This is a genomic window from Arthrobacter sp. UKPF54-2, assembly GCF_007858535.1.
GTDB lineage: Bacteria > Actinomycetota > Actinomycetes > Actinomycetales > Micrococcaceae > Arthrobacter.
Map to the genome: position 1 here is coordinate 999,954 of NZ_CP040174.1, position 18,942 is coordinate 1,018,895.

Below are 18,942 nucleotides of genomic sequence, written 5' to 3' on the forward strand. Positions count from 1 at the left end.
CTAGACGACGCTGGGGCGCTGTGGCACTAGGAGCCGCGCCGTGGACAGGCAACCGTTTCTAAGTTCATTCAAGGGACGCGTACGGGGCGTCAATCCCGCAGCAACCCGCCGCAGCAATCCGGCCAGAAGGTGCCGGCCATGATGACAGCGGTGTTGCGCCTGGTCCTCCAGTTCCGGCTGCTGGTGCTGGCCGTGGCCGCGGGAATCCTCGCTTTTGGCCTAACGACGCTGCCCGGCATGGCCGTGGACACCTTCCCCGAATTTGCGCCGCCGCAGGTCGAAATCCAGACCGAGGCCCTGGGTTTGTCGGCGGCGGAAGTCGAACAGCTCGTCACCTCGCCAATGGAGGCCGACCTGCTCAACGGCGTGGCCTGGGTGGAGGCAATCCGCTCCAAATCGGTGCCCGGCCTTTCCTCGATCCAGATGGTTTTCAAGCCGGGCACAGACTTGTTCCGCGCGCGCCAGCTGGTTTCGGAGCGGCTGACCCAGGCGCGCGCCCTGCCGAACGTGTCGGCGGCGCCCGTCCTCATGCAGCCCCTTTCCTCGACCAGCCGGGTCATGATGATCCGGCTGACCTCCACCGACATGTCGGCCATCGACATGTCGGTACTCGCCCGCTGGACCATGAAACCCGGGCTGCTCGCAGTGCCCGGAGTTGCAAACGTTGCCATCTGGGGCCAGCGCGACCAGCAGCTGCAGGTCCTGGTGGACCCGGCACAGCTGGCAGCCAAAGGCGTGACGCTGGACGAGGTCATCAAGACCACCGGCAACTCCGTCTGGGTCTCGCCTCTGAGCTACCTCGAGGCCTCCACCCCGGGCACGGGCGGCTTCTTCGAAACGGGGCACCAGCGGATCGGCGTCCAGCACGTCCTGCCCATCGCGTCCCCCCAGGACCTGGGCCAGATTCCCATTGAGGGAACCAACGGCAGCCTCACGCTCAAGGACGTTGCCACGGTCGCAACGGATCACCAGCCCCTGATTGGCGATGCCCTCCTGGGCAAGGATGCCGAGCTGCTGCTGGTCATCGAGAAGTTCCCGGAGACCAACACGGCAGCTGTTACGAAGGGCGTTGATGACGCCCTCAAAGCGCTCCAGCCCGGCTTGCCGGGCGTCAAGATCGACACCACTGTCTACCGGCAGGCGGACTTCGTCCAGGAGGAAATCGGCAGCCTGGGCATCGCGCTGCTGATCACGCTGGTGCTGATCGTGGCTATGTTCGGTGCGTTCTTCCGCTCGTGGCGCGCCGCCGTCATCAGCTTGGTCACCATACCGGTCGCGCTGTCCGCCGCCGCGCTGCTGCTGTACGTGCGCGGCGCAGGCATGAACACGATGGTCCTGGCCGGGTTGGTCCTAGCGCTGGCCGTCATCGTCGGAGACGTGGCCGAGGACCTCAACGGCCTCGCCGGCCCGAGGCTCCAAGACCCGCGGGGCAACGGGCAGGACAAGGAGCGGAGGGTGGCCCTGATTCCGGAGGCCATGCGGTCGGTCCGGACGCCGCTGCTCTACGCGCTGCTGATCATGGCGCTGGGCGTCATGCCGGCATTCTTCGTGGCGGGCGAGAACGGGGCGCTGTTCGGCCCGCTCGTCCTGAACTATCTGTTGGCCCTCGTGATCGCCACCATCGTGGCGCTCACGGTCACGACGGCGCTGGCGTACTACCTCCCGGCAGGTCCCGCCCTGCGCCGCGAACACGCCGCCCTGGCGCGGTTTGAAGACGGCTACGGCAGGCTCGTGTCCCGGGTGGCCGCAAAGGCCCGGTGGGTCTTCGCGGCCTCCGCCGTGGTGGCGCTGGCAGGACTTGCCCTGACCCCGCAGCTGGCCGGGTCCCGTCCCGTGGTGCCCGTGCTGGCCGACCGGACGCTCGTGGTGCACTGGAGCGCGGCGGCCGGCACCTCGGACCAGGAAATGAGCCGGATCACCGAAGCCGCCGCCGTCGAACTGCGCGCCCTCCCGGGGGTCGCCAACGTGGGCGGACATGTGGGCCGTGCGGTCACCTCGGACCAGGTCGGGGACGTCAGCTCGGGCGAGCTCTGGGTCACCGTGGATCCGGACGCGCCCTACGGCGACACTGCGGCCGCCATCGGGCAGGTCGTCGCCGGGTACCCCGGCCTGAGCAGCAAGGTATCGACCTATCCGCAGGAGCGCATCGACCAGATCCGCGAGGCCGGGAACAGCGGCTTCGGGGTGCGTGTCTACGGCCTCGACACGGCGGTCCTCCGGCAGAAGGCTGCGGAGATGCAGCAGATCCTGGAACACACCGCCGGCGTCGTGAATCCCCGCATCGACGCCCCCGTGGAGCAGCCGATCGCGGAGGTCAAGGTGGACCTCGCTGCTGCGCAGAAGGCCAGCATCATTCCCGGTGACGTTCGCCGCGCGGCAGCGGCGCTGCTGCAGGGCATCGAAGTTGGAAACCTCTACGAGCAGCAGAAGGTCTTCTCGGTGATCGTGAAGGGTGCGCCGTCCACGCGGAACAGCCTCGACAGCGTCCGCAATCTGATCATCGACACCCCCAACGGCGGCCATGTCCGCCTGGGCGACGTGGCCCAGGTAACGATGGTGGGAAACGAAGCCGCGATCCTGCACGATGACACCTCACGGCGGATCGACGTGAAGGCCGAGATCCAGGGCCGTTCCGTGGCCGACGTGCAGCGGGACATCAACAGCAGCCTGCAGCAGATGCAGTTCCCGCTGGCCTACCACGCCGAGGTCCTGAGCGGGTACGCACAGCTGCAGGGCAACTACCAGTGGCTGTGGATCCTCGCGGCGATCGCGGCGGCCGGTGTGCTGGTGCTGCTGCAGACGGCCGCCGGCGGCTGGAAACTCGCCGGCATGATCTTCCTGGGCCTGATCCTGTCCCTGACCGGCGGGGTACTGGCCGCCCAGGCCTCAGGCTCGGTGAACTCGCTGATCTCGCTCGTGGCCTTCGCGGCCGTGCTGGGGATCGCCGCCCGCGGCGCCCTCCTGCTGCTGGAAGCGGTCCGGAGCCTCCGGGCAACGGACAGCACCGCCCCGTGGCCCGAGCTGGTGCTCCGGGGCGCGCGGGAACGGATGGGACCCACCCTCATGACGGCCTTGATGACCGCGGTGATCCTGCTGCCGCTGGTCCTGATCGGCGGCGTCGTCGGGACGGAGATTATCCTGCCACTCGCCGTGATCATCTGGGGCGGGCTGCTGACGACTTCCCTCTTTGTGCTGTTCGTGATGCCCGCTGTGCTGCTTCGGTTCCAGCCGGTGGAAGCGCTGAGCCCCCGGACCAGCAAGGTCCCGCTGGACCGGCCCGGACGACAAGATGTGCCATGAGCCCCACTGCTTCGCTCCTGGGCCGAAAGGCCGCCGCCCTGGTCATTGCCGCCGCCCTCGCGCTGGGTGCCGCAGGCTGCGCCAAGATCGAGGAGCCCGCACCGCCCAACGGCGACCCTGCCGTCCTCGCGGAGGTTCCGGGCACGGACCTGCACCGCATCACGCTGACTGAGCGCGCCGTCGAGCGGGTCGGCCTCAAGACGGATGTGACGGCCGTGGATCCGCAGACGCAGAAGCTGAGCGTCTCCTACTGGGCCATCCTGTACGACAGCACCGGCAAGACCTGGGTCTACACCAATCCCGAGCCCCGCGTCTACGTGCGCCAGGCGATCACCGTCGAGCGGATCAACGGCGCCGTCGCGCTGCTGAGCCAGGGACCTGCGGCCGGCACCGTGGTGGTCACCACCGGGGCCGAGGAGCTGTACGGCGCCGAATTCGATACGGCGCACTGACATGCGCTGGCTCATCGGCATCAGCCTGCGGTTCAGGACCATCGTGGTGGCCATCGCCTGCGCGGTGATGCTGCTGGGCTCACTGCAGCTGGGCTCAGCATCCGTGGACGTCTTCCCTGAATTCGCGCCGCCCCGGGTGGAAATCCAGACCGCGTGCCTGGGGCTGACCGCGGAGGAAGTCGAGCAGCTGGTCAGCGTCCCGATTGAGGCGGCGGTGGGCGGCATGCCGGGCCTGGACGAGGTGCGGTCCAAGTCCGTGCCGCAGCTCTCCTCGATCGTGCTGATCTTCCACCAGGGTACGGAACTGCTCAACGCGCGCCAGTTGGTCTCGGAGCGGATGGCGTCCGTGACGGCGGCCTTGCCCACCTGGGCGGCCCCGCCGGTGATGTTGCAACCGTTGTCCGCCACCAGCCGGGTCATGAAGATCGGGATGACCTCGGCGGACCGGTCCCTGATCGAGATGTCCATGCTGTCCTACTGGACCATCCGGGCGCGGCTGCTCCGCGTCCCGGGCGTGGCCAATGTGGCCATCTGGGGCGAACGCCTGCAGATGCTGCAGGTCCAGGTGGAACCGGACAAGCTCAAGGCCCAGAACGTGTCGCTGAACCAGGTCATGGAGGTCACCGCGGGCGCCCTCGACGCCGGGCTGCTGAAGTACTCCCCCGGACGGTTCATCGGCACGGGCGGCTTCATCGACAGCCCGACCCAAAGGATGGGGGTCCGGCACGTCCAGCCCATCCAGACGCCGGCCGACCTGGCCCAGGTCACCATCCGGGAGAAAGACGGGGTGGCGCTGCACCTCGGCGACGTCGCCCAGGTGGTGGAGGACCACCAGCCGCTGATTGGTGACGCCGTCATCAACAACGGGCACGGGCTGATGCTGATCGTCGAGAAACTGCCGTGGGGCAACACCCTGGATGTGACCAAGGGCGTGGAGGAAGCCCTGAAAGAGCTCCAGCCAGGGCTGAGCGGGATCAGCTTCGACACCACCATCTTCCGCCCGGCGAGCTTTGTCGAGGAGTCCATCTCCAACCTGAGCACCGCCCTGCTGCTGGGCTGCCTGCTCGTCGTCCTGATCCTCGGCGCCTTCCTCTTCCAATGGCGCACCGCGCTGATCAGCCTGGTCGCCATTCCGCTCTCGCTGCTCACCGCGGCCCTGGTCCTCTATTTCACGGCCAGTTCCATCAACACCATGGTCCTGGCCGGCCTGGTGATCGCCGTCGGCGTGGTGGTGGACGACGCGATCATCGACGTCGAAAACATCATGAGACGGCTGCGGCAGCACCGCGCCGCGGGTTCTGAGGGCCCGGCAAGCGGTGACTCGACGGCCTCCGTGGTCTTGAAGGCCTCCCTCGAGATGCGGAGTCCGATCGTCTACGCGACCCTGATCATTGTGGTCGCAGCCGTGCCGATCTTCTTCCTGGACGGACTCACCGGCGTCTTCTTCAAGCCGCTGGCCATCACTTACACCCTCGCGGTGCTGGCCTCCATGCTGGTGGCCCTGACCGTGACACCGGCTTTGGCCCTGATCCTGCTGGGCAACGCAAAACTCGAGAAACGCGACCCGCCGCTGGTGCGGGTGCTCAAGCGCGGCTACCACGCACTGCTCTCCCGGATCATGAACCGTCCCCGGTTTGGCTACGCGGGCTTCGCCGCCCTCGCCGTCGTGGGCCTGGCGATCACCCCGCTGATGGGGTCCTCGCTGTTTCCGACGTTCAAGGAACGGGACTTCCTGATGCACTGGATCTCGCAGCCGGGAACCTCGGCGGAAGAGGAGTACCGGATCTCGCAGCGCGGCTGCGCAGAGTTCCTCAAGGTCCCGGGCGTGCTGAACTGCGGGACGCATATCGGGCAGGCGTTCGCTGCCGACGAAATAGTGGGGGTCAACGCCGGCGAGCATTGGATCAGCATCGACCGCCACGCGAACTATGACGAGACGCTGGCCGCCGTCCAGGAAGTGGTGGACGGCTACCCTGGACTTCACCGCGACGTCCAGACCTACCTGAAGGAGCGGATCGAGGAGGTCCTGACCGGGGCCAGCGAGCCCATCCTGGTCCGCGTGTTCGGTGACGACCTGACCGTGCTGCGGGAACAGGCCCAGCGGGTCAAGAAGATCCTGGATGACATTCCGGGCACCGATGACGCCCACGTGTCCCTCGAGGTCGAAGTGCCGCAGATTACGGTCACGGTGGACCTGGCCGCCGCGCAAAAGTACGGGCTGAAGCCCGGGGACGTGCGGCGGGCGGCGGCGACGCTGGTGGCCGGCGAAGAGGTCGGCGACGTCTTCCGGGACGGGCGGGCCTACGACGTGCAGGTCTGGAGCACCCCCGCGACCCGCTCCAGCGTCACGAGCATCGAGGATCTGCCGATCGACACCCCCAACGGGCAGCGGGTCCGGCTGGCCGACGTCGCCGCCGTCAAACTGCAGGCGACGCCGAACCAGATCGACCGCACCAACGGGTCCCGCCGGGTGGAAGTGGGATCATTCCTGGACAAGGGCGCAGATATGGGAGTGGTGGTGGGCCAATTGCAGGACCGGCTGGCTGCCCTGGAACTGCCGGCCGGCTACAGCGTACAGCTGCTGGGTGAGTTCACCGAGCGCGAGGCCGCGACGAACCGCCTCATGATCTTTGCCGTGGCAGCCCTCGCCCTGATCCTGCTGCTCCTGCAGACCTCGTTCCGCAGCTGGCGGCTGGCAATTCTTTCGCTGCTGACGCTGCCGATCGCCCTGGTGGGCGGCATGATGGCCGCCTACATCTCAGGCGGGGTCCTGTCCCTGGGCTCGGTGGTCGGGTTCCTGACAGTCATGGGGATCGCGGCGCGCAACGGCATCCTGCTCATCAACCACTGCCAGCACCTGGAGAAGCACGAGGGCCAGGCCTTTGGCCGTGCCCTTGTGCTGCGCGGGGCCGGGGAACGGCTCTCGCCGATCCTCATGACCACGCTCGCCACCGGGCTGGCCCTGGTGCCCCTGGTGGTCATGGGCGCCGTCCCGGGCCACGAAATCGAGCACCCCATGGCCGTCGTCATCCTCGGCGGCCTGGTCACCTCAACGCTGCTCAACCTGTTCATTGTGCCGTCGCTCTATCTGCGCTTCGCCAGATCGAAGAAAGAGCGCCTGGCCGCCACGCCCGAGGTTGCCGGCTGACACCCGGCCCTCCTGGCGGTCATCGCAATCCCGCGACGCACAAAAACCCCGGCTTCCCGCCACCAGGAAGCCGGGGGTTTTTCCACTCTTCGCTAAAAGAGTGGGCCCTGTGGGGCTCGAACCCACGACCCACGGTTACAGTTCGCTAATACCTGCCCCGCTCCCGCGCCGACTCAGCAGCTCGAGAAAGACCGAAAATCCGCGACCCTAGAGCCCATAGACGACTGCCCGGAATCTCCCCAAATCTTGCCCTCTCCGGATTTCATGTCTCCAAAATGTATCCACAGAGACCTGCGGTTCGAGCATGTCCTTAAGACGGGAGGCAAGGCGGCCCCGTCGGCGAACGCCGATATGCTGTACGAATGGCTTTGGGGGATATTTACGCTTACATCGATGAAACCGGCGACAGGGGCAACAGCACCAAAAGCAGTCCGATCTTTGGGATGGCAGCCGTACTGGCCGACGACAAAGGCGTTGCCGCGCTACGAGCAGCCGTCAAGACTCTGCGTTCTGACTTCGGTGTCCCCTCAGGCGTGGTCCTGTCCTGGAAGGCGCACGTAAAGACGCACGACCGCAGGAGGCGGGCCTCCGAAGTATTGGCCCAGGTTCACGGCATCAAAGTCTGCTACACGTTCGCAGCGAAGGCCCAACTCCTGCCCGGAACCTACCGAGACGACCCTCAGACGTTCTACAACTACATGGCCTACACCCTGTACAAGTCGATCTTGTGGGCCGCGCGAAACTGGAAGGGCAGCAACGGGAAGGTGTGGACTCGATTTTCTCACGTCAGGCATCACGACCACACGACGACTGATGCCTACATTCGCCGAGAAGCGACGATCGACCCTCGCATACCGTTTCACATGGAGCAGGGACTTAGATGGGTATCCGCGGACGTTTACGCCGAGTCCCAGGCCGCAGACTTGTACGGCGGGTTTCTGAAAGCTGCGTTGTGGCCGAGCGGGGAATTCGGATACACCGAGCCCATGTATCTTCGGACGGTATGGCACCAAATAAGGAACAGCGAAAGTTGTGCGATTCCATTAGGAATCTTCCCCATGCCTAACGCGGGTGTACTCACCAACCTTGATTGGTTCCCCTGCAGCCAGTGCACCAAGTGAAACGGCTCCCCGGGAGCCTCCAAGGGCCGATCCACTTAAGGAGAGCGATGGCAGCATCGCGGGCGTTCCCTGGCAGGCTCCCCAAGAGCCGTTGTGTCCATACTATGTCCAGTTGAGCGCCCATCTCAAGTGGTCTGGCGTGTCGAAGCACATTCTTGAGACCAGATCCCCAGCGCCAAAGTCCGTGAGCACTGTCAACAACGACTAGACCGCGAACTCCTTCGCGCGCACGCGCGCGCGACCCCCCAAGCGTTCTTTGGGGGGGAGATGTCCACTGCCGGCGACTCGGGTCCCCCCGGCCGATTCTCAGCGATGCAGACGCCCCTACCCTGCCACGCCGCCGCTCCCCGATATAGTCACCGCATGGGGATATGGGACAGGCTCACAGCCGCGTTGATTGGTAACAGGACGGCAGCAGCGCTAGCAATGCCGGAACCAGCACAGCCAGCAGGACAAAGCCGGGCCCAGGCACCGGCCGCCAGCGAGAGCCGAAACCAGCCACCGGCCGCCGACGAGGCCCCCAACGTGCCACACTCTCCAAGCGATGAGGCAGCACGGCGGGCAAGCGCGTTTTACGACGCCGAGAGGGCAAAAGCGAAGGGCGCCGGGGTAACTGTGAAGAGCTACCGCGCAGGCTACGTCTCGGCGGAGAGCGCCAAGGAACACCTCGTGCCCGGACCCGACGGTCGCCCGCCCCTCCGTCTTGTCTCATCGAATAACGGCCTCGACCTCGCACTGCCCAGTGGCCAACTTGTGGACTACAAGACCCTGGCCCTCCGTCACTTCAGTATCTTCGCGTTCCGTGTGGTGGGGACGGGCTACTACGACGACGAGGACAAGCCCCGACGTTTCCGGAACGGCCAGCGGCTGGGCATCTTGCGCGAACCGGGCAACGAGTACGACCCGAACGCCGTCGCCCTCACGGCCGGCCGACCCGCCGCCAAGATCGGCTACGTCAACAAGCAACGCGCCAAATGGGTGGCCGAGATGCTCGACTCCGGCCAAGAGCTGTCTGCAATAGTCATCCAGACGAAGTCATCCCCGCGCGCCCTCATCACGACGCCCGAGATGCTCGAGTACCTCCAACGCGACTGACCGCATGTAGTGGGGCCGGCAGCCAGCAGCCGGCCCCACTGACTAGGACGCGGACAGGTCCAGCACGGCGAACGCGGACGGCACCTTGACGCCGAACCCAAGGCGGGACTCGACGCGCATCTTGGCCTGGTTCTTGTCGAACAGGGGCCCGGACGTATCGACGGCCATCGTTGCCTCCTCGCGGACCGCGACGACCGCGCGCGACCAGTCCGCGAGGATGGCCCGCCCGGCAGGAACGGCCGGCGACACGATCCGAGGAATGCGCCAGATGTTCGGAGCCGAGCCCGCGGCCGGATCACCGAGGAGGAACTTCCCGGTAGCGCCGCCGTCGCGCAGCTGCAGCCGGCACCGCGCCCGCCGCCGGCAAGGTCCGGAGCAGCAACCCGCCCAGGTACGAGGCCGCCCCAATGCGAGGCCCCCTGAAGCCCCTCGAGCATCGGCCACATTCACACCGTGCTGTCTGCCGTCCTGGCGTGGGCAGTCGAAACGGACCGGATCAGCCGCAACCCCGCAGCGGGTGTCCGTCTGCCACGAGTCGCCGCCCCGGAGCAGGTCTATCTCAGCCACGCCCAGGTGGCAGAACTCGCCACCGCCGCGGAGGAGCTCACCGGACGCACCACGGACGGAACGCTCGTCCGGTTCCTCGCCTACACCGGCCTGCGAATCAATGAGGCGCTGGCCCTCAAAGTCTCCGCTCTCGACCTCATGCGAGCCCGCGCCGCCGTCGTCGCTACGTGGACGCTCGACAGGGTCGGCAAAAAGGTGCTCGGAACGCCCAAGACCCACGAGAAACGAGCCGTGCCGCTGCCCCGTTTCCTCGTCGCCGAGCTCCAGGAGCTCACCGCCGGCCAGTCGCAGGACGCCCACGTATTCCAGACGCCCACCGGAGAGGCGCTGAACGACCACAACTGGCGAAACCGCGTCTTCAATCTCGCCGCCCACGACGCCGACCTCGACGGCCTAGGCGTCACCCCGCACAAGCTACGCCACACCGCGGCCAGCGCGGCAATCGGGGCCGGGGCCGACGTCAAAGTCGTCCAGCTCATGCTGGGACACAAAGACGCCACGGAAACTCTCAACACCTACGGCCACCTTTGGCCGGACCGGCTCGACGAAGTCTCCGCAGCCCTCGAAACAGCCAGGACGTCCGCCCTCGACGCCACCGGCAATGTCTCCGGAATGTACCCACGGACCGCATAACGCCCACCCCGAAGCGGGGTTATAGGACAAAATGTGTGTCTGCGTGAGGCCTGCTTCCTAGTGCCGGGGCGGTAATGCGGGGTTTGCTATGCCCTGAGACTCGTAGTTGTGGCTGGTGCTGGGAATTCCTCGCGTTGTGTGCTCTGTGGTTCTGGACTCAAGCGGAACGGTAAGACCTCCGCCGGGCGGACCCGGTGGAGATGTACGGGGTGCGGTGCGAGCAGCACCAGGACCCGGCCCGATGTGGAACGCCGGGCCCAACTGGGCGCCTTTCTCGGCTGGCTCATGGGCAAGAGCTCCCAGGTCGAGTGTGTCCGGGAAGGCGCCGACCGGTCCTTCCGCCGCCGGACGGGCTGGTGCTGGAATATCGCCCCACAGATTCCCGTCACCGGCGAGGTCCACGACCAGATCCAGGTCGACGGGATTTACGTCGGCTCGTGGTGCTGCCTGATCGCGGTCGCCGGCGATTACGTCCTCGGGTGGCAATGGTGCGACACCGAGAAAAAGGCTGCGTGGGCGGCCCTGCTGGCAAGGTTCCCCGCGCCCACGGTCGTGATCACCGACGGCGGCGCCGGGATTGCCGCCGCCCTGTCTGAATGCTGGTCCGAGACCGCGGTCCAGCGCTGCCAGGTGCACGTCCAACGCAACGTCCGCACCTACCTGACCGGCCGGCCCAGAACCGAGGCCGGCAAAGCGCTCCTGCGCCTTGGCCGTGCCCTGACCAGAATCACCACGGCGACCGAAGCCGCGGCCTGGCTCGGAGGCCTGAACGACTGGTATCAGGACCACGGGCACCTCGTCCGGGCCAGGACCTACCGCAACGGCACCGCCCTCGTGCCGGGATGGGTGCGGGCAAACCAAAGCTGGTGGTTCACCCACGACCGGCTGCGCAAGGCCTACCGGCTCCTCGAACGCCTCAGCCGGGCCGGGACTCTCTTCACGTACCTGCGTGCCGAACACGCCGGGCTCAACATTGCACCCACAACCAACCGAATCGAAGGCGGCACGAACGCCCAGCTCCGTCTAATCCTCCGGGCCCACCGCGGGATGAGCGAAGAGCACCAAAAGCGCGCCATCGAGTGGTACCTCTACCTCCACAGCGAAAACCCGCTACCGCCGGCCGAGCTGATCGCGGCGCACCACTACGAGCTCCCGCGGCCGAAGCGAACGGTGATCACGGACGGTACTCCGGGCCCGGAACGTTATAGCGCCGGTCTCAGCGCCGAAGAAGGCCTCTGGGCCAGAAAAGGCTGGGCAGGACGCACCTAACACGCCCGAAAAAGACACACATTTTGTCCTATAACCCCCGAAGCGAACCGAACCCGGACGCAAAAAAGCCCCGATTCCCTGCAATTGCAAGGAACCGGGGCTTTCCACTCTTCGCTAAAAGAGTGGGCCCTGTGGGGCTCGAACCCACGACCCACGGATTAAAAGTCCGATGCTCTACCAACTGAGCTAAAGGCCCCCGCCGACAGCCTCAACCGGCGGAAAATCCGCTGATGACAGGCACGTCGGCCCAGTCCATTTCTGGACGTTAACACTGTACCGCAGACACAGGCGGCCTTTGGCACCCGGGCCGACACGCCGTCGTCGGGGGCTGCGGCGCCGTCGACCGGCGGCCGAACGCCATGCTCGATTCCCGGAATACACAGGAGTAGCGTGGGGGCATGAGCGAGCAAGCAGGAGCCGGCAGCCCCGGACCGCACCGTCACCACAAGCCCAAGCCCTTCGCGCCGATCGATTTTGAACCGTTCGCCGGCGGGGCGGACCCGGCGCGGGTCTCCGAGGCCGCCCACCTCGCGGCACAGGCGCTCGTGCGCCGCGGACGGGACAGCGACGACCCCAAAGTCACCAAACGGCTGGTCAAACTTGCCGACGAACAGGGCCTGGACGCCATCGCCGAAATGTGGGCGGAGAGCCCGGCGAGGTCCCTGCCCGGCGCCCTCTGGCGGCTCTACGCCCTCCGCGCGGCGACCATCCGGGACCCGGAACGGATTTCGGTCTATTTCAAGGCGGGCAAAGACACCGCGCAGGTCTCCCACGTGGTGGCGGGCGCGGCGGAGCCTCCCGGCGCCGAGGAAATGAAGTCGATGGCGGACGCCATCCTCTCCGGCGCCTTCGACGGCGAGTTCGACGTCGCGCTGGAGCGGTCCGCGGCCTTCTGCCGGGTGGTGGCGCTGGGCCAGGCCACCCTTGCCGACGGTGCGGAGCACAGCAACGAAAACCATGCGAGCAAGCTCACGCGCAATTCGCACCTCCTGGTCAAGACCGCCGAGGACCTCGAACACGCGGCCAACGCCTGGCGGCTGGGCGAGCTGGACTGAGTCCAAAGCCGGCCCGACGGCGCCCGGATTGGGCCTCTTAGACCTGCCCGGAGACCCTGTCAATACGCATGCGCGGCCCGTGCTGTCAATGTTGACTTGGGCCTGCCGACGTAGAAAACTGAAGGCGGTGTCGAACCGCGAAACCCCCGGGCTTCAACAATTAGCCGCCTAGAGCGGCCTACCGCCGAGAGGCGTATCCGGTTCGGCACCATTTTCATGCCCTGTTTCATGCCCTGCCGGGCGGAGGGTTTCCGGCCGTTATTTCCCGGGCGGTAAAGTAATCCCCATGCGCGGGTCATCGTCACGTTCCAGGGCCGGCAGACAACGCCCGTGTACGCCTCGTCCGGAGACCGGTAACCCCACGTGAAGCTGCGCCTTTTCCCCCAGGAGCCCGCAGGGCTGAACCTGCTGTCCCAAATGGCCCATCAGATCGCCCTCGCCACGGGGACCCTTGCGGAGATCCTCGGCGCGCCGGCCAGCGAGCATTCGCGGCTCGTGGAGGACATGCACGACCACGAGGCCAAGTCCGCGGAACTGCATTTTGCCCTGCTGACCCACATGCGGACCAGCTTCCTGAACCCGCTCCCCCGCGAGGACATGTACGCGCTCTCCCGCTACCTCAATGAGGCAATGGAAAAGCTCGACGCCGCCGCCGACCTCGTCTTCCTCTACAAACTGGAACGGCTGCCCAAACGCGCGGCGGACCAGCTGGAAATCATCAGCCGGCAGGCCGAGCTCACGGTCGACGCCATGCGCCAGTTGAACAATCTGGATGACCTCGAGGATTACTGGATCGAAGTCCTGCGGCTCACCAAACGCGCCGAGCGCACCCACCGGGTCTGGGTGGCGGACATGCTCAAGGACATGAAGTCGGCCCAGTACGCCCGCAACCGCGACATCGCGGACCAGCTCGTGGAAGTCACCAAGGACATGCGGCGAATCGCCACGCAGGTGGGCAGCATCATCGTCAAGGAATCCTGAGGTGTCCCTGGCCCTCTTTGCCCTGGTGGTCCTCTTCGCCGCGGCATTCGCCTTCCTCAACGGCTTCCGGGACGCTTCGTCCTCGGTAGCCCTCGCGGTCCGGACCCGGGCCCTGACGCCCACCGTCGCGGTGCTGCTGGCCGGGGTGTTCAACTTCATCGGCGCCGCCCTCAGCGCGGCGATGGCGCTGGAGGTCAGCCGGACCTGGGTGGCCCTCCCGGCCGGGGCCAACGGGCTGACCATCCTGATCGCCGGGCTGCTCAGCGCCGTTCTGTGGGGCGTCTACACCTGGTGGCGCGGTATTCCCTCCTCCTCCACGCACGCTTTGGTGGGCGGCCTGGCCGGCGCCGGCATCGCCAGCGTGGCCGTGGGTGGGAACTCCGTGGGCGGCGCGGACCAGTCGCTGCTGTTCCAGGTGGTGCTCCCCCTGCTGATCTCCCCTGTCATCGCCTTCGTGGGCGCCTACCTGCTGGTCTGGCCCGCCACGTGGGCGGCCCGCTACACCCCGCCGGGTGTGGTGAACAGCAGGTCCAGGCGGGCGCAGGCCATCGCCGCGGGCGCGGTGGCCTTTGGGCACGGACTGCAGGACGGCCAGCGCACCAGCGCCGTGCTCATCCTCGCGATGCTGGCAGCCGGGCTGACTGACGGCGGGTCCACACCCGCGTGGGTGGCGCTGCTGACAGCCGCCATGCTGACGGCGGGCACGCTCGCGGGCGGCTGGCGGATCTCCTACACGATCGGCTACCGGCTGGTCCGGATCGATCCGCTACGCGGGTTCGTTGCCCAGCTCTACAGCAGCGTCATCCTGCTGGTGGGCGCCATCGGACTGCATTGGCCGGTTTCCACCACCCACACCGTGACCTCGGCCGTGCTGGGGGCGGGCACGAACCAGAGGTATACGGGGACCAACCGGCGGCTGGTGCTCCGGGTGCTCGCCTTCTGGGCCCTGACCCCGCTGGTGACGGCGGCGGCGGCGTTCGTGCTGGAACTCGCCCTCTCCCCGCTTACGGGCCTCTAGCACCCGCCGGTTGCTCCGTAGGTGCCCTTTTGGGGGCCCAAAACGGCACGTGCGGAGCAGTCGATGAGCGGGCAGGGCCTACCCGAAGCGGCCGGAGACGTAGTCCTCGGTGGCCTTTACGGTGGGGTTGCTGAAGATGGTGTGGGTGTCCCCGTATTCGATCAGCTTGCCGGGCTTGCCGGTGCCCGCGATGTTGAAGAACGCCGTCTTGTCCGAGACACGGGCGGCCTGCTGCATGTTGTGGGTCACGATCACCACGGTGTATTCGTCCTTGAGCTCGTTGATGAGGTCCTCAATGGCGAGCGTGGAGATGGGGTCCAGGGCCGAGCAGGGCTCGTCCATCAGGATCACCTGCGGCTCCACGGCGATGGCGCGGGCGATGCAGAGGCGCTGCTGCTGGCCGCCGGAGAGTCCGGAGCCGGGCTTGGCCAAGCGGTCCTTGACCTCGTTCCAGAGATTGGCGCCGCGCAGGGAGCGCTCCACGAGGGAGTCCGCCTCGCCCTTGGAGATCTTCTGGTTGTTCAGCTTCACGCCGGCCAGCACGTTGTCCCGGATGGACATGGTGGGGAACGGGTTGGGCCGCTGGAACACCATGCCGATCTGCGAACGGACCGTCACCGGGTCCACGCCGGGGCCGTAGAGGTTGTCGCCGTCGAGCAGCACTTCGCCTTCCACCCGGGCGCCCGGGATGACTTCGTGCATCCGGTTCAGGGTGCGGAGGAAGGTGGACTTGCCGCAGCCGGAGGGGCCGATGAAGGCGGTGACCGACTTGGCGTCGATACTGATGTTGACGTCCTCGACGGCCAGGAATTTGCTGTAGTAGACGTTCAGGTCTTTGACGTCGATGCGCTTAGACATGCTGTTCCTTCACTTGTGGAGGTAGGGACCGGGTGCCGGCGGCGGCCTAGCGGCCGGCCTTCGGGGCGAAGATGCGCGCCACCAGGCGGGCACCCAGGTTGAGCAGCATCACGAGGATGATGAGGACCAGGGCCGCGCCCCAGGCACGCTGGTCGGAGGGACCCGGATTGGACGGCGAGGTCGGGTTGAGGATCTGGGTGTAGATGAATGTGGGCAGCGAGGCCATCCAGCCGCCGAACACGTTGTTGTTGATCGAGGTGGCGAAACCGGCGGTGACCAGGATCGGGGCGGTCTCGCCGATCACGCGGGCGATCGCGAGGGTGACGCCGGAGGCGATGCCGGAGATCGCCGTCGGGATGACCACCTTGAGGATGGTCCGCCACTTGCGCACGCCGAGGGCGTATGCGGCTTCGCGGAGTTCGTTCGGGACGATCTTGAGCATTTCCTCGCTGGAGCGGACCACCACCGGGATCATCAGCACGGAGAGCGCGACGGCGGCGACCGCGCCGGTCTTGGTGCCGGGGCCGACGACGGCGAAGAAGAACGCCGCGGCGAACAGGCCGGCCACGATCGAGGGGATGCCGGTCATCACGTCGACGAAGAACGTGATGGCCCGGGCCAGCGTACGGTCCTCGCCGTACTCGACGAGGTAGATGGCGGTGAGCAGGCCCACCGGGACGGAGATCACGGTGGCGAGCAGGGTGATCTGCAGGGTGCCCATCAGGGCGTGGTAGATGCCGCCCATCACGGGGGCGCCTTCCTCGACGCTCTTGTTGTCGAACGAGCCGGTGACGCCGTTCATCGAAGTGCTTAGGAAGCCGGGGTCCACCAAGCCCGGCAGGCCCTTCACCAGTACCGTCCAGATCACCGAGATCAGTGGCAGCAGGGCAATCAGGAACGCGCCGACCACAAGACAGGTGGCCAGCCTGTCCTTGGCCTTGCGGGAGCCTTCCACGACGGCGCTCCAGCCGACCAGGCCGGCGGTGAACAGGATCGCCGAGACAATGCCCCAGCCGAAGGCGTTGAAGCCGATCAGGGCCAGGATGGCCGCGCCGAGGACCAGCGCGAGGGCCAGCACAATGTAGGGCGCCGCCTTAGGCAGCTGCCCCTTGGTCAGGGCCGAGCGTTTGCGGACCGGGGTCAGGGTGGAGGTCATTTAGTTGGCTCCCGAGAATTCTTTGTGCCGGGTGATGATCCACCGGGCAATCATGTTCACGCCGAGGGTGATGACGAACAGGACCAGGCCGGCGGCGATCAGCGTGCTGACCTTGAGGCCGCTGGCTTCGGGGAAGTTCAGGGCGATTTCGGCGGCGATGGTCTGGTTGCCGGACTGGATCAGGCTTGCCGTGAGGGCGCCGGAGGAGAGCACCAGGGCCACGGCCATGGTCTCGCCGAGCGCGCGGCCAAGGCCCAGCATCACGGCGCTGACGATCCCGGGGCGGCCGAACGGCAGCACGGCCATGCGGATCATTTCCCAGCGGGTGGCGCCAAGGGCCAGCGCGGCCTCCTCGTGCAGCTTGGGGGTCTGCAGGAAGATTTCGCGGGAGAGGGAGGTGATGATCGGCAGGACCATGACCGCCAGCACGATGCCAGCGGTGAGGATGGTCTTGCCGGTGGCCGAGGCCGGGCCCTGGAAGATCGGCAGCCAGCCCATGTTGCTGGCCAGCCAGTTGTAGGCCGGGGAGATTTCCCTCGCCAGGAACGCAGCGCCCCAGGCTCCGTAGACCACAGAGGGGATGGCGGCCAGCAGGTCGATGACGTAGCCGAGACCGGAGGCCAGCCCGCGGGGGGCGAAGTGCGAGATGAAGAGTGCGACGCCGATCGCGACCGGCGTCGCGATCACGAGGGCGATCAGGGCCGCGATGAGGGTGCCGATGACGATCGGCCAGATGTAGGCGAAGAAGCCTTCGCCGCCCTGGATCTTGTCCGGGGAGGCCACGAGGGCGGGAATGGCCTGGATGACCAGGAAGAGTGCCACGCCGAAGAGCACGGCAAGGATCAGGCACCCGGCGGCCAAGGTGGCTGCGGAAAAGACTTTGTCGCCGGCGCGGCCTGCGCCCCGGGACTTGGTCAGGGAGGTGGTGGTCACTTCACGATCCTTCAGCTTCGATCTGCACCGGCGGCCGCACGGATCTTTCCGGGACAGCGGCGGTTAATCTTTGGGTACTTCGGACAAACGCCTAGGTTCCCTGCTCCGGGCGGGCGGTCAGTAACCGCCTGTTCGGAACAGGGAACCTTGGTCAGGCTGGTGTTTCCACTATGCCTTGCGGCGCATTCGATCCCTAGGACTTGGCCTTGATGGATTCGATGGACTTCATCGCTTTGTCCTGCAGCGCCTTGGACAGCGGCGCGGACTTGGCGGCCTCGGCCGCGGCCTTCTGGCCGGCGTCGGAGACGACGTAGCTTTCGAAGGCCTTGACCAGGTCTGCGGTTGCCTTGGTGTCGTAGGTGTTGCAGACCACGTGGAAGGAGACCAACACGATCGGGTAGGCACCTTCGATCGTGGTCTTGCGGTCCAGCTTGATGGAGAGGTCGTTGGCGTTGCGGCCCTCGACCGGCTTGCCGGCGTCGACAGCCTTGGCGGCGGCCTCGGCGGAGATCTTGGTGAAGGATCCGCCGACCTTGATCTGGGCGACGCCCAGCTTGCCGCTGACCGCGGAGTCATCGGCGTAGGTGACGGCGCCGGGGGTGTCGGTGACGGTCTTGACGACGCCGGAGGTGCCCTTGGCGTTCTCGCCCTTCAGGGACGCGGGCCAGATGCCGGAGGACTTGTCGGTCCAGACCTCGGGCGCGGCCGCAGCCAGGTAGTCGGTGAAGTTGGAGGTGGTGCCGGAGTCATCCGAGCGGTTCACCGGGGTGACCTTGAGGTCCGGAAGCTTGGCGTCGGGGTTCATCGCGGCGATGGCCGGGTCGTTCCACTTGGCGATTTCGCCGCGGAAGATCTTGGCTACGGTGGGAGCGTCAAGCTTGAGCTCCTTGATGTCCGGCAGGTTGAAGGCCACCGCGATCGGGGAGATGTAGACCGGGATGTTCAGTGCACCGTCGGGGCCGCACTTGGCCTGCGCGGCAGTCATCTCCTCGTCCTTCAGGTAGGCGTCGGAGCCGGCGAACTGGGCCGAACCGTCGATGATCGCCTTGCGGCCGGCGCCGGAGCCGTCCGGGGAGTACTGCACGTTCGCGCCCTGGTTGGCGGAGGCGAAGTTGGTCTTCCACACGTCCATGGCTGCGCCCTGCGCGGAGGAACCGATGCCGGTCAGCGTGCCGGTGACCTTGACAGCAGCCGCCGACGGCGTGGCCGACTGGGCGGTGTTGGTGGCGTTGTCGGAGCCGCAAGCGGTGAGCGCGAGAGCGCCGGCCGCCATAACAGCAATGGCCGAGTTGCGGCCGAAGCGTGATGCCTTCACTAGATGTACCCCTTCCAGGGTTATTCAGATGCGTGCCGGAC

15 protein-coding genes and 1 tRNA gene are annotated in these 18,942 nt (G+C 66.7%); 10 read left to right on the forward strand and 6 right to left on the reverse strand.

Going from position 1 to position 18,942, the window contains the following annotated elements:
* Positions 1 to 138: 138 nt before the first annotated feature.
* The 5 genes from E7Y32_RS04480 to E7Y32_RS16240 all read left to right on the forward strand — a co-directional run bounded on the left by E7Y32_RS04480 (position 139) and on the right by E7Y32_RS16240 (position 9,116).
* Positions 139 to 3,300 carry an efflux RND transporter permease subunit gene (locus E7Y32_RS04480; protein ID WP_261382536.1) on the forward strand — a complete coding sequence of 1,054 codons (3,162 nt, stop codon included), beginning with the start codon at positions 139 to 141 and terminating at the stop codon, positions 3,298 to 3,300.
* Entirely contained in the window at positions 3,297 to 3,752 is a 456-nt protein-coding gene (locus E7Y32_RS04485; protein ID WP_146336066.1) for a hypothetical protein, read from the forward strand. Before E7Y32_RS04480 ends, E7Y32_RS04485 begins: the two co-directional genes overlap by 4 nt.
* A 1-nt stretch (position 3,753) precedes the next feature.
* The gene (locus tag E7Y32_RS04490) at positions 3,754 to 6,900 is read left to right on the forward strand and encodes an efflux RND transporter permease subunit (RefSeq protein WP_146336067.1); all 3,147 of its coding nucleotides are present in this window, start codon (positions 3,754 to 3,756) and stop codon (positions 6,898 to 6,900) included.
* 362 nt (positions 6,901 to 7,262) lie between these two features.
* On the forward strand, positions 7,263 to 8,021 hold the full coding sequence (locus E7Y32_RS04495) for a DUF3800 domain-containing protein (RefSeq protein WP_146336068.1): 759 nt from the start codon (positions 7,263 to 7,265) through the stop codon (positions 8,019 to 8,021).
* A gap of 615 nt (positions 8,022 to 8,636) precedes the next feature.
* Positions 8,637 to 9,116 (forward strand): HIRAN domain-containing protein, encoded by a 480-nt coding sequence (locus E7Y32_RS16240; protein WP_186467040.1) that lies wholly within the window; start codon positions 8,637 to 8,639, stop codon positions 9,114 to 9,116.
* Positions 9,117 to 9,158: 42 nt separating this feature from the next.
* Here E7Y32_RS16240 and E7Y32_RS16245 read toward each other — a convergent pair whose 3' ends face one another.
* On the reverse strand, positions 9,159 to 9,683 hold the full coding sequence (locus E7Y32_RS16245; protein ID WP_315897987.1) for a phage major capsid protein: 525 nt from the start codon (positions 9,681 to 9,683) through the stop codon (positions 9,159 to 9,161).
* Between E7Y32_RS16245 and E7Y32_RS04510 the strand changes: the two genes are divergently transcribed.
* Together E7Y32_RS04510 and E7Y32_RS04515 are read left to right on the forward strand one after the other, a co-directional pair.
* Positions 9,570 to 10,316, forward strand: a complete 747-nt coding sequence (locus E7Y32_RS04510; protein WP_186467042.1) for a site-specific integrase — start codon at positions 9,570 to 9,572, stop codon at positions 10,314 to 10,316. The two genes, E7Y32_RS16245 and E7Y32_RS04510, sit on opposite strands and share 114 nt — an antisense overlap.
* A 138-nt stretch (positions 10,317 to 10,454) precedes the next feature.
* Positions 10,455 to 11,585: an IS1249 family transposase gene (locus tag E7Y32_RS04515; RefSeq protein ID WP_261382595.1), complete on the forward strand. Its 1,131-nt coding sequence runs from the start codon at positions 10,455 to 10,457 to the stop codon at positions 11,583 to 11,585.
* A gap of 123 nt (positions 11,586 to 11,708) precedes the next feature.
* Here E7Y32_RS04515 and E7Y32_RS04520 read toward each other — a convergent pair.
* Positions 11,709 to 11,781, reverse strand: a tRNA-Lys gene (locus E7Y32_RS04520).
* Positions 11,782 to 11,983: 202 nt separating this feature from the next.
* Here E7Y32_RS04520 and E7Y32_RS04525 point away from each other — a divergent pair.
* The 3 genes from E7Y32_RS04525 (at position 11,984) to E7Y32_RS04535 (ending at position 14,639) form a co-directional block, all read left to right on the forward strand.
* A complete protein-coding gene (locus E7Y32_RS04525; protein WP_146336072.1) occupies positions 11,984 to 12,640 on the forward strand; it encodes a hypothetical protein in 657 nt (218 codons plus the stop codon).
* Between the two features lie 363 nt (positions 12,641 to 13,003).
* The gene (locus E7Y32_RS04530; RefSeq protein WP_146336073.1) at positions 13,004 to 13,621 is read left to right on the forward strand and encodes a DUF47 domain-containing protein; all 618 of its coding nucleotides are present in this window, start codon (positions 13,004 to 13,006) and stop codon (positions 13,619 to 13,621) included.
* A gap of 1 nt (position 13,622) precedes the next feature.
* Positions 13,623 to 14,639 carry an inorganic phosphate transporter gene (locus E7Y32_RS04535; RefSeq protein ID WP_146336074.1) on the forward strand — a complete coding sequence of 339 codons (1,017 nt, stop codon included), beginning with the start codon at positions 13,623 to 13,625 and terminating at the stop codon, positions 14,637 to 14,639.
* A 78-nt stretch (positions 14,640 to 14,717) separates the two neighbouring features.
* Here E7Y32_RS04535 and pstB read toward each other — a convergent pair whose 3' ends face one another.
* The 4 genes from pstB to pstS form a co-directional block, all read right to left on the reverse strand.
* The gene (gene pstB, locus E7Y32_RS04540) at positions 14,718 to 15,497 is read right to left on the reverse strand and encodes a phosphate ABC transporter ATP-binding protein PstB (RefSeq protein WP_138767760.1); all 780 of its coding nucleotides are present in this window, start codon (positions 15,495 to 15,497) and stop codon (positions 14,718 to 14,720) included.
* Positions 15,498 to 15,543: 46 nt separating this feature from the next.
* Positions 15,544 to 16,653, reverse strand: coding sequence for a phosphate ABC transporter permease PstA (gene pstA / locus E7Y32_RS04545; protein ID WP_146336075.1), 1,110 nt, complete (start codon positions 16,651 to 16,653; stop codon positions 15,544 to 15,546).
* The gene (gene pstC, locus E7Y32_RS04550) at positions 16,654 to 17,586 is read right to left on the reverse strand and encodes a phosphate ABC transporter permease subunit PstC (RefSeq protein ID WP_146336076.1); all 933 of its coding nucleotides are present in this window, start codon (positions 17,584 to 17,586) and stop codon (positions 16,654 to 16,656) included.
* Between the two features lie 193 nt (positions 17,587 to 17,779).
* Entirely contained in the window at positions 17,780 to 18,901 is a 1,122-nt protein-coding gene (gene pstS, locus E7Y32_RS04555) for a phosphate ABC transporter substrate-binding protein PstS (protein WP_146336077.1), read from the reverse strand.
* Between the last annotated feature and the right edge of the window lie 41 nt (positions 18,902 to 18,942).

Bases quoted from the DNA above. Each gene is read 5' to 3' on its own strand.
- E7Y32_RS04480 (WP_261382536.1), top strand. From the start codon at position 139: ATGATGACAGCGGTGTTGCGCCTGGTCCTCCAGTTCCGGCTGCTGGTG.
- E7Y32_RS04485 (WP_146336066.1), top strand. From the start codon at position 3,297: ATGAGCCCCACTGCTTCGCTCCTGGGCCGAAAGGCCGCCGCCCTGGTC.
- E7Y32_RS04490 (WP_146336067.1), top strand. From the start codon at position 3,754: ATGCGCTGGCTCATCGGCATCAGCCTGCGGTTCAGGACCATCGTGGTG.
- E7Y32_RS04495 (WP_146336068.1), top strand. From the start codon at position 7,263: ATGGCTTTGGGGGATATTTACGCTTACATCGATGAAACCGGCGACAGG.
- E7Y32_RS04525 (WP_146336072.1), top strand. From the start codon at position 11,984: ATGAGCGAGCAAGCAGGAGCCGGCAGCCCCGGACCGCACCGTCACCAC.
- pstB (WP_138767760.1), bottom strand. From the start codon at position 15,497: ATGTCTAAGCGCATCGACGTCAAAGACCTGAACGTCTACTACAGCAAA.
- pstA (WP_146336075.1), bottom strand. From the start codon at position 16,653: ATGACCTCCACCCTGACCCCGGTCCGCAAACGCTCGGCCCTGACCAAG.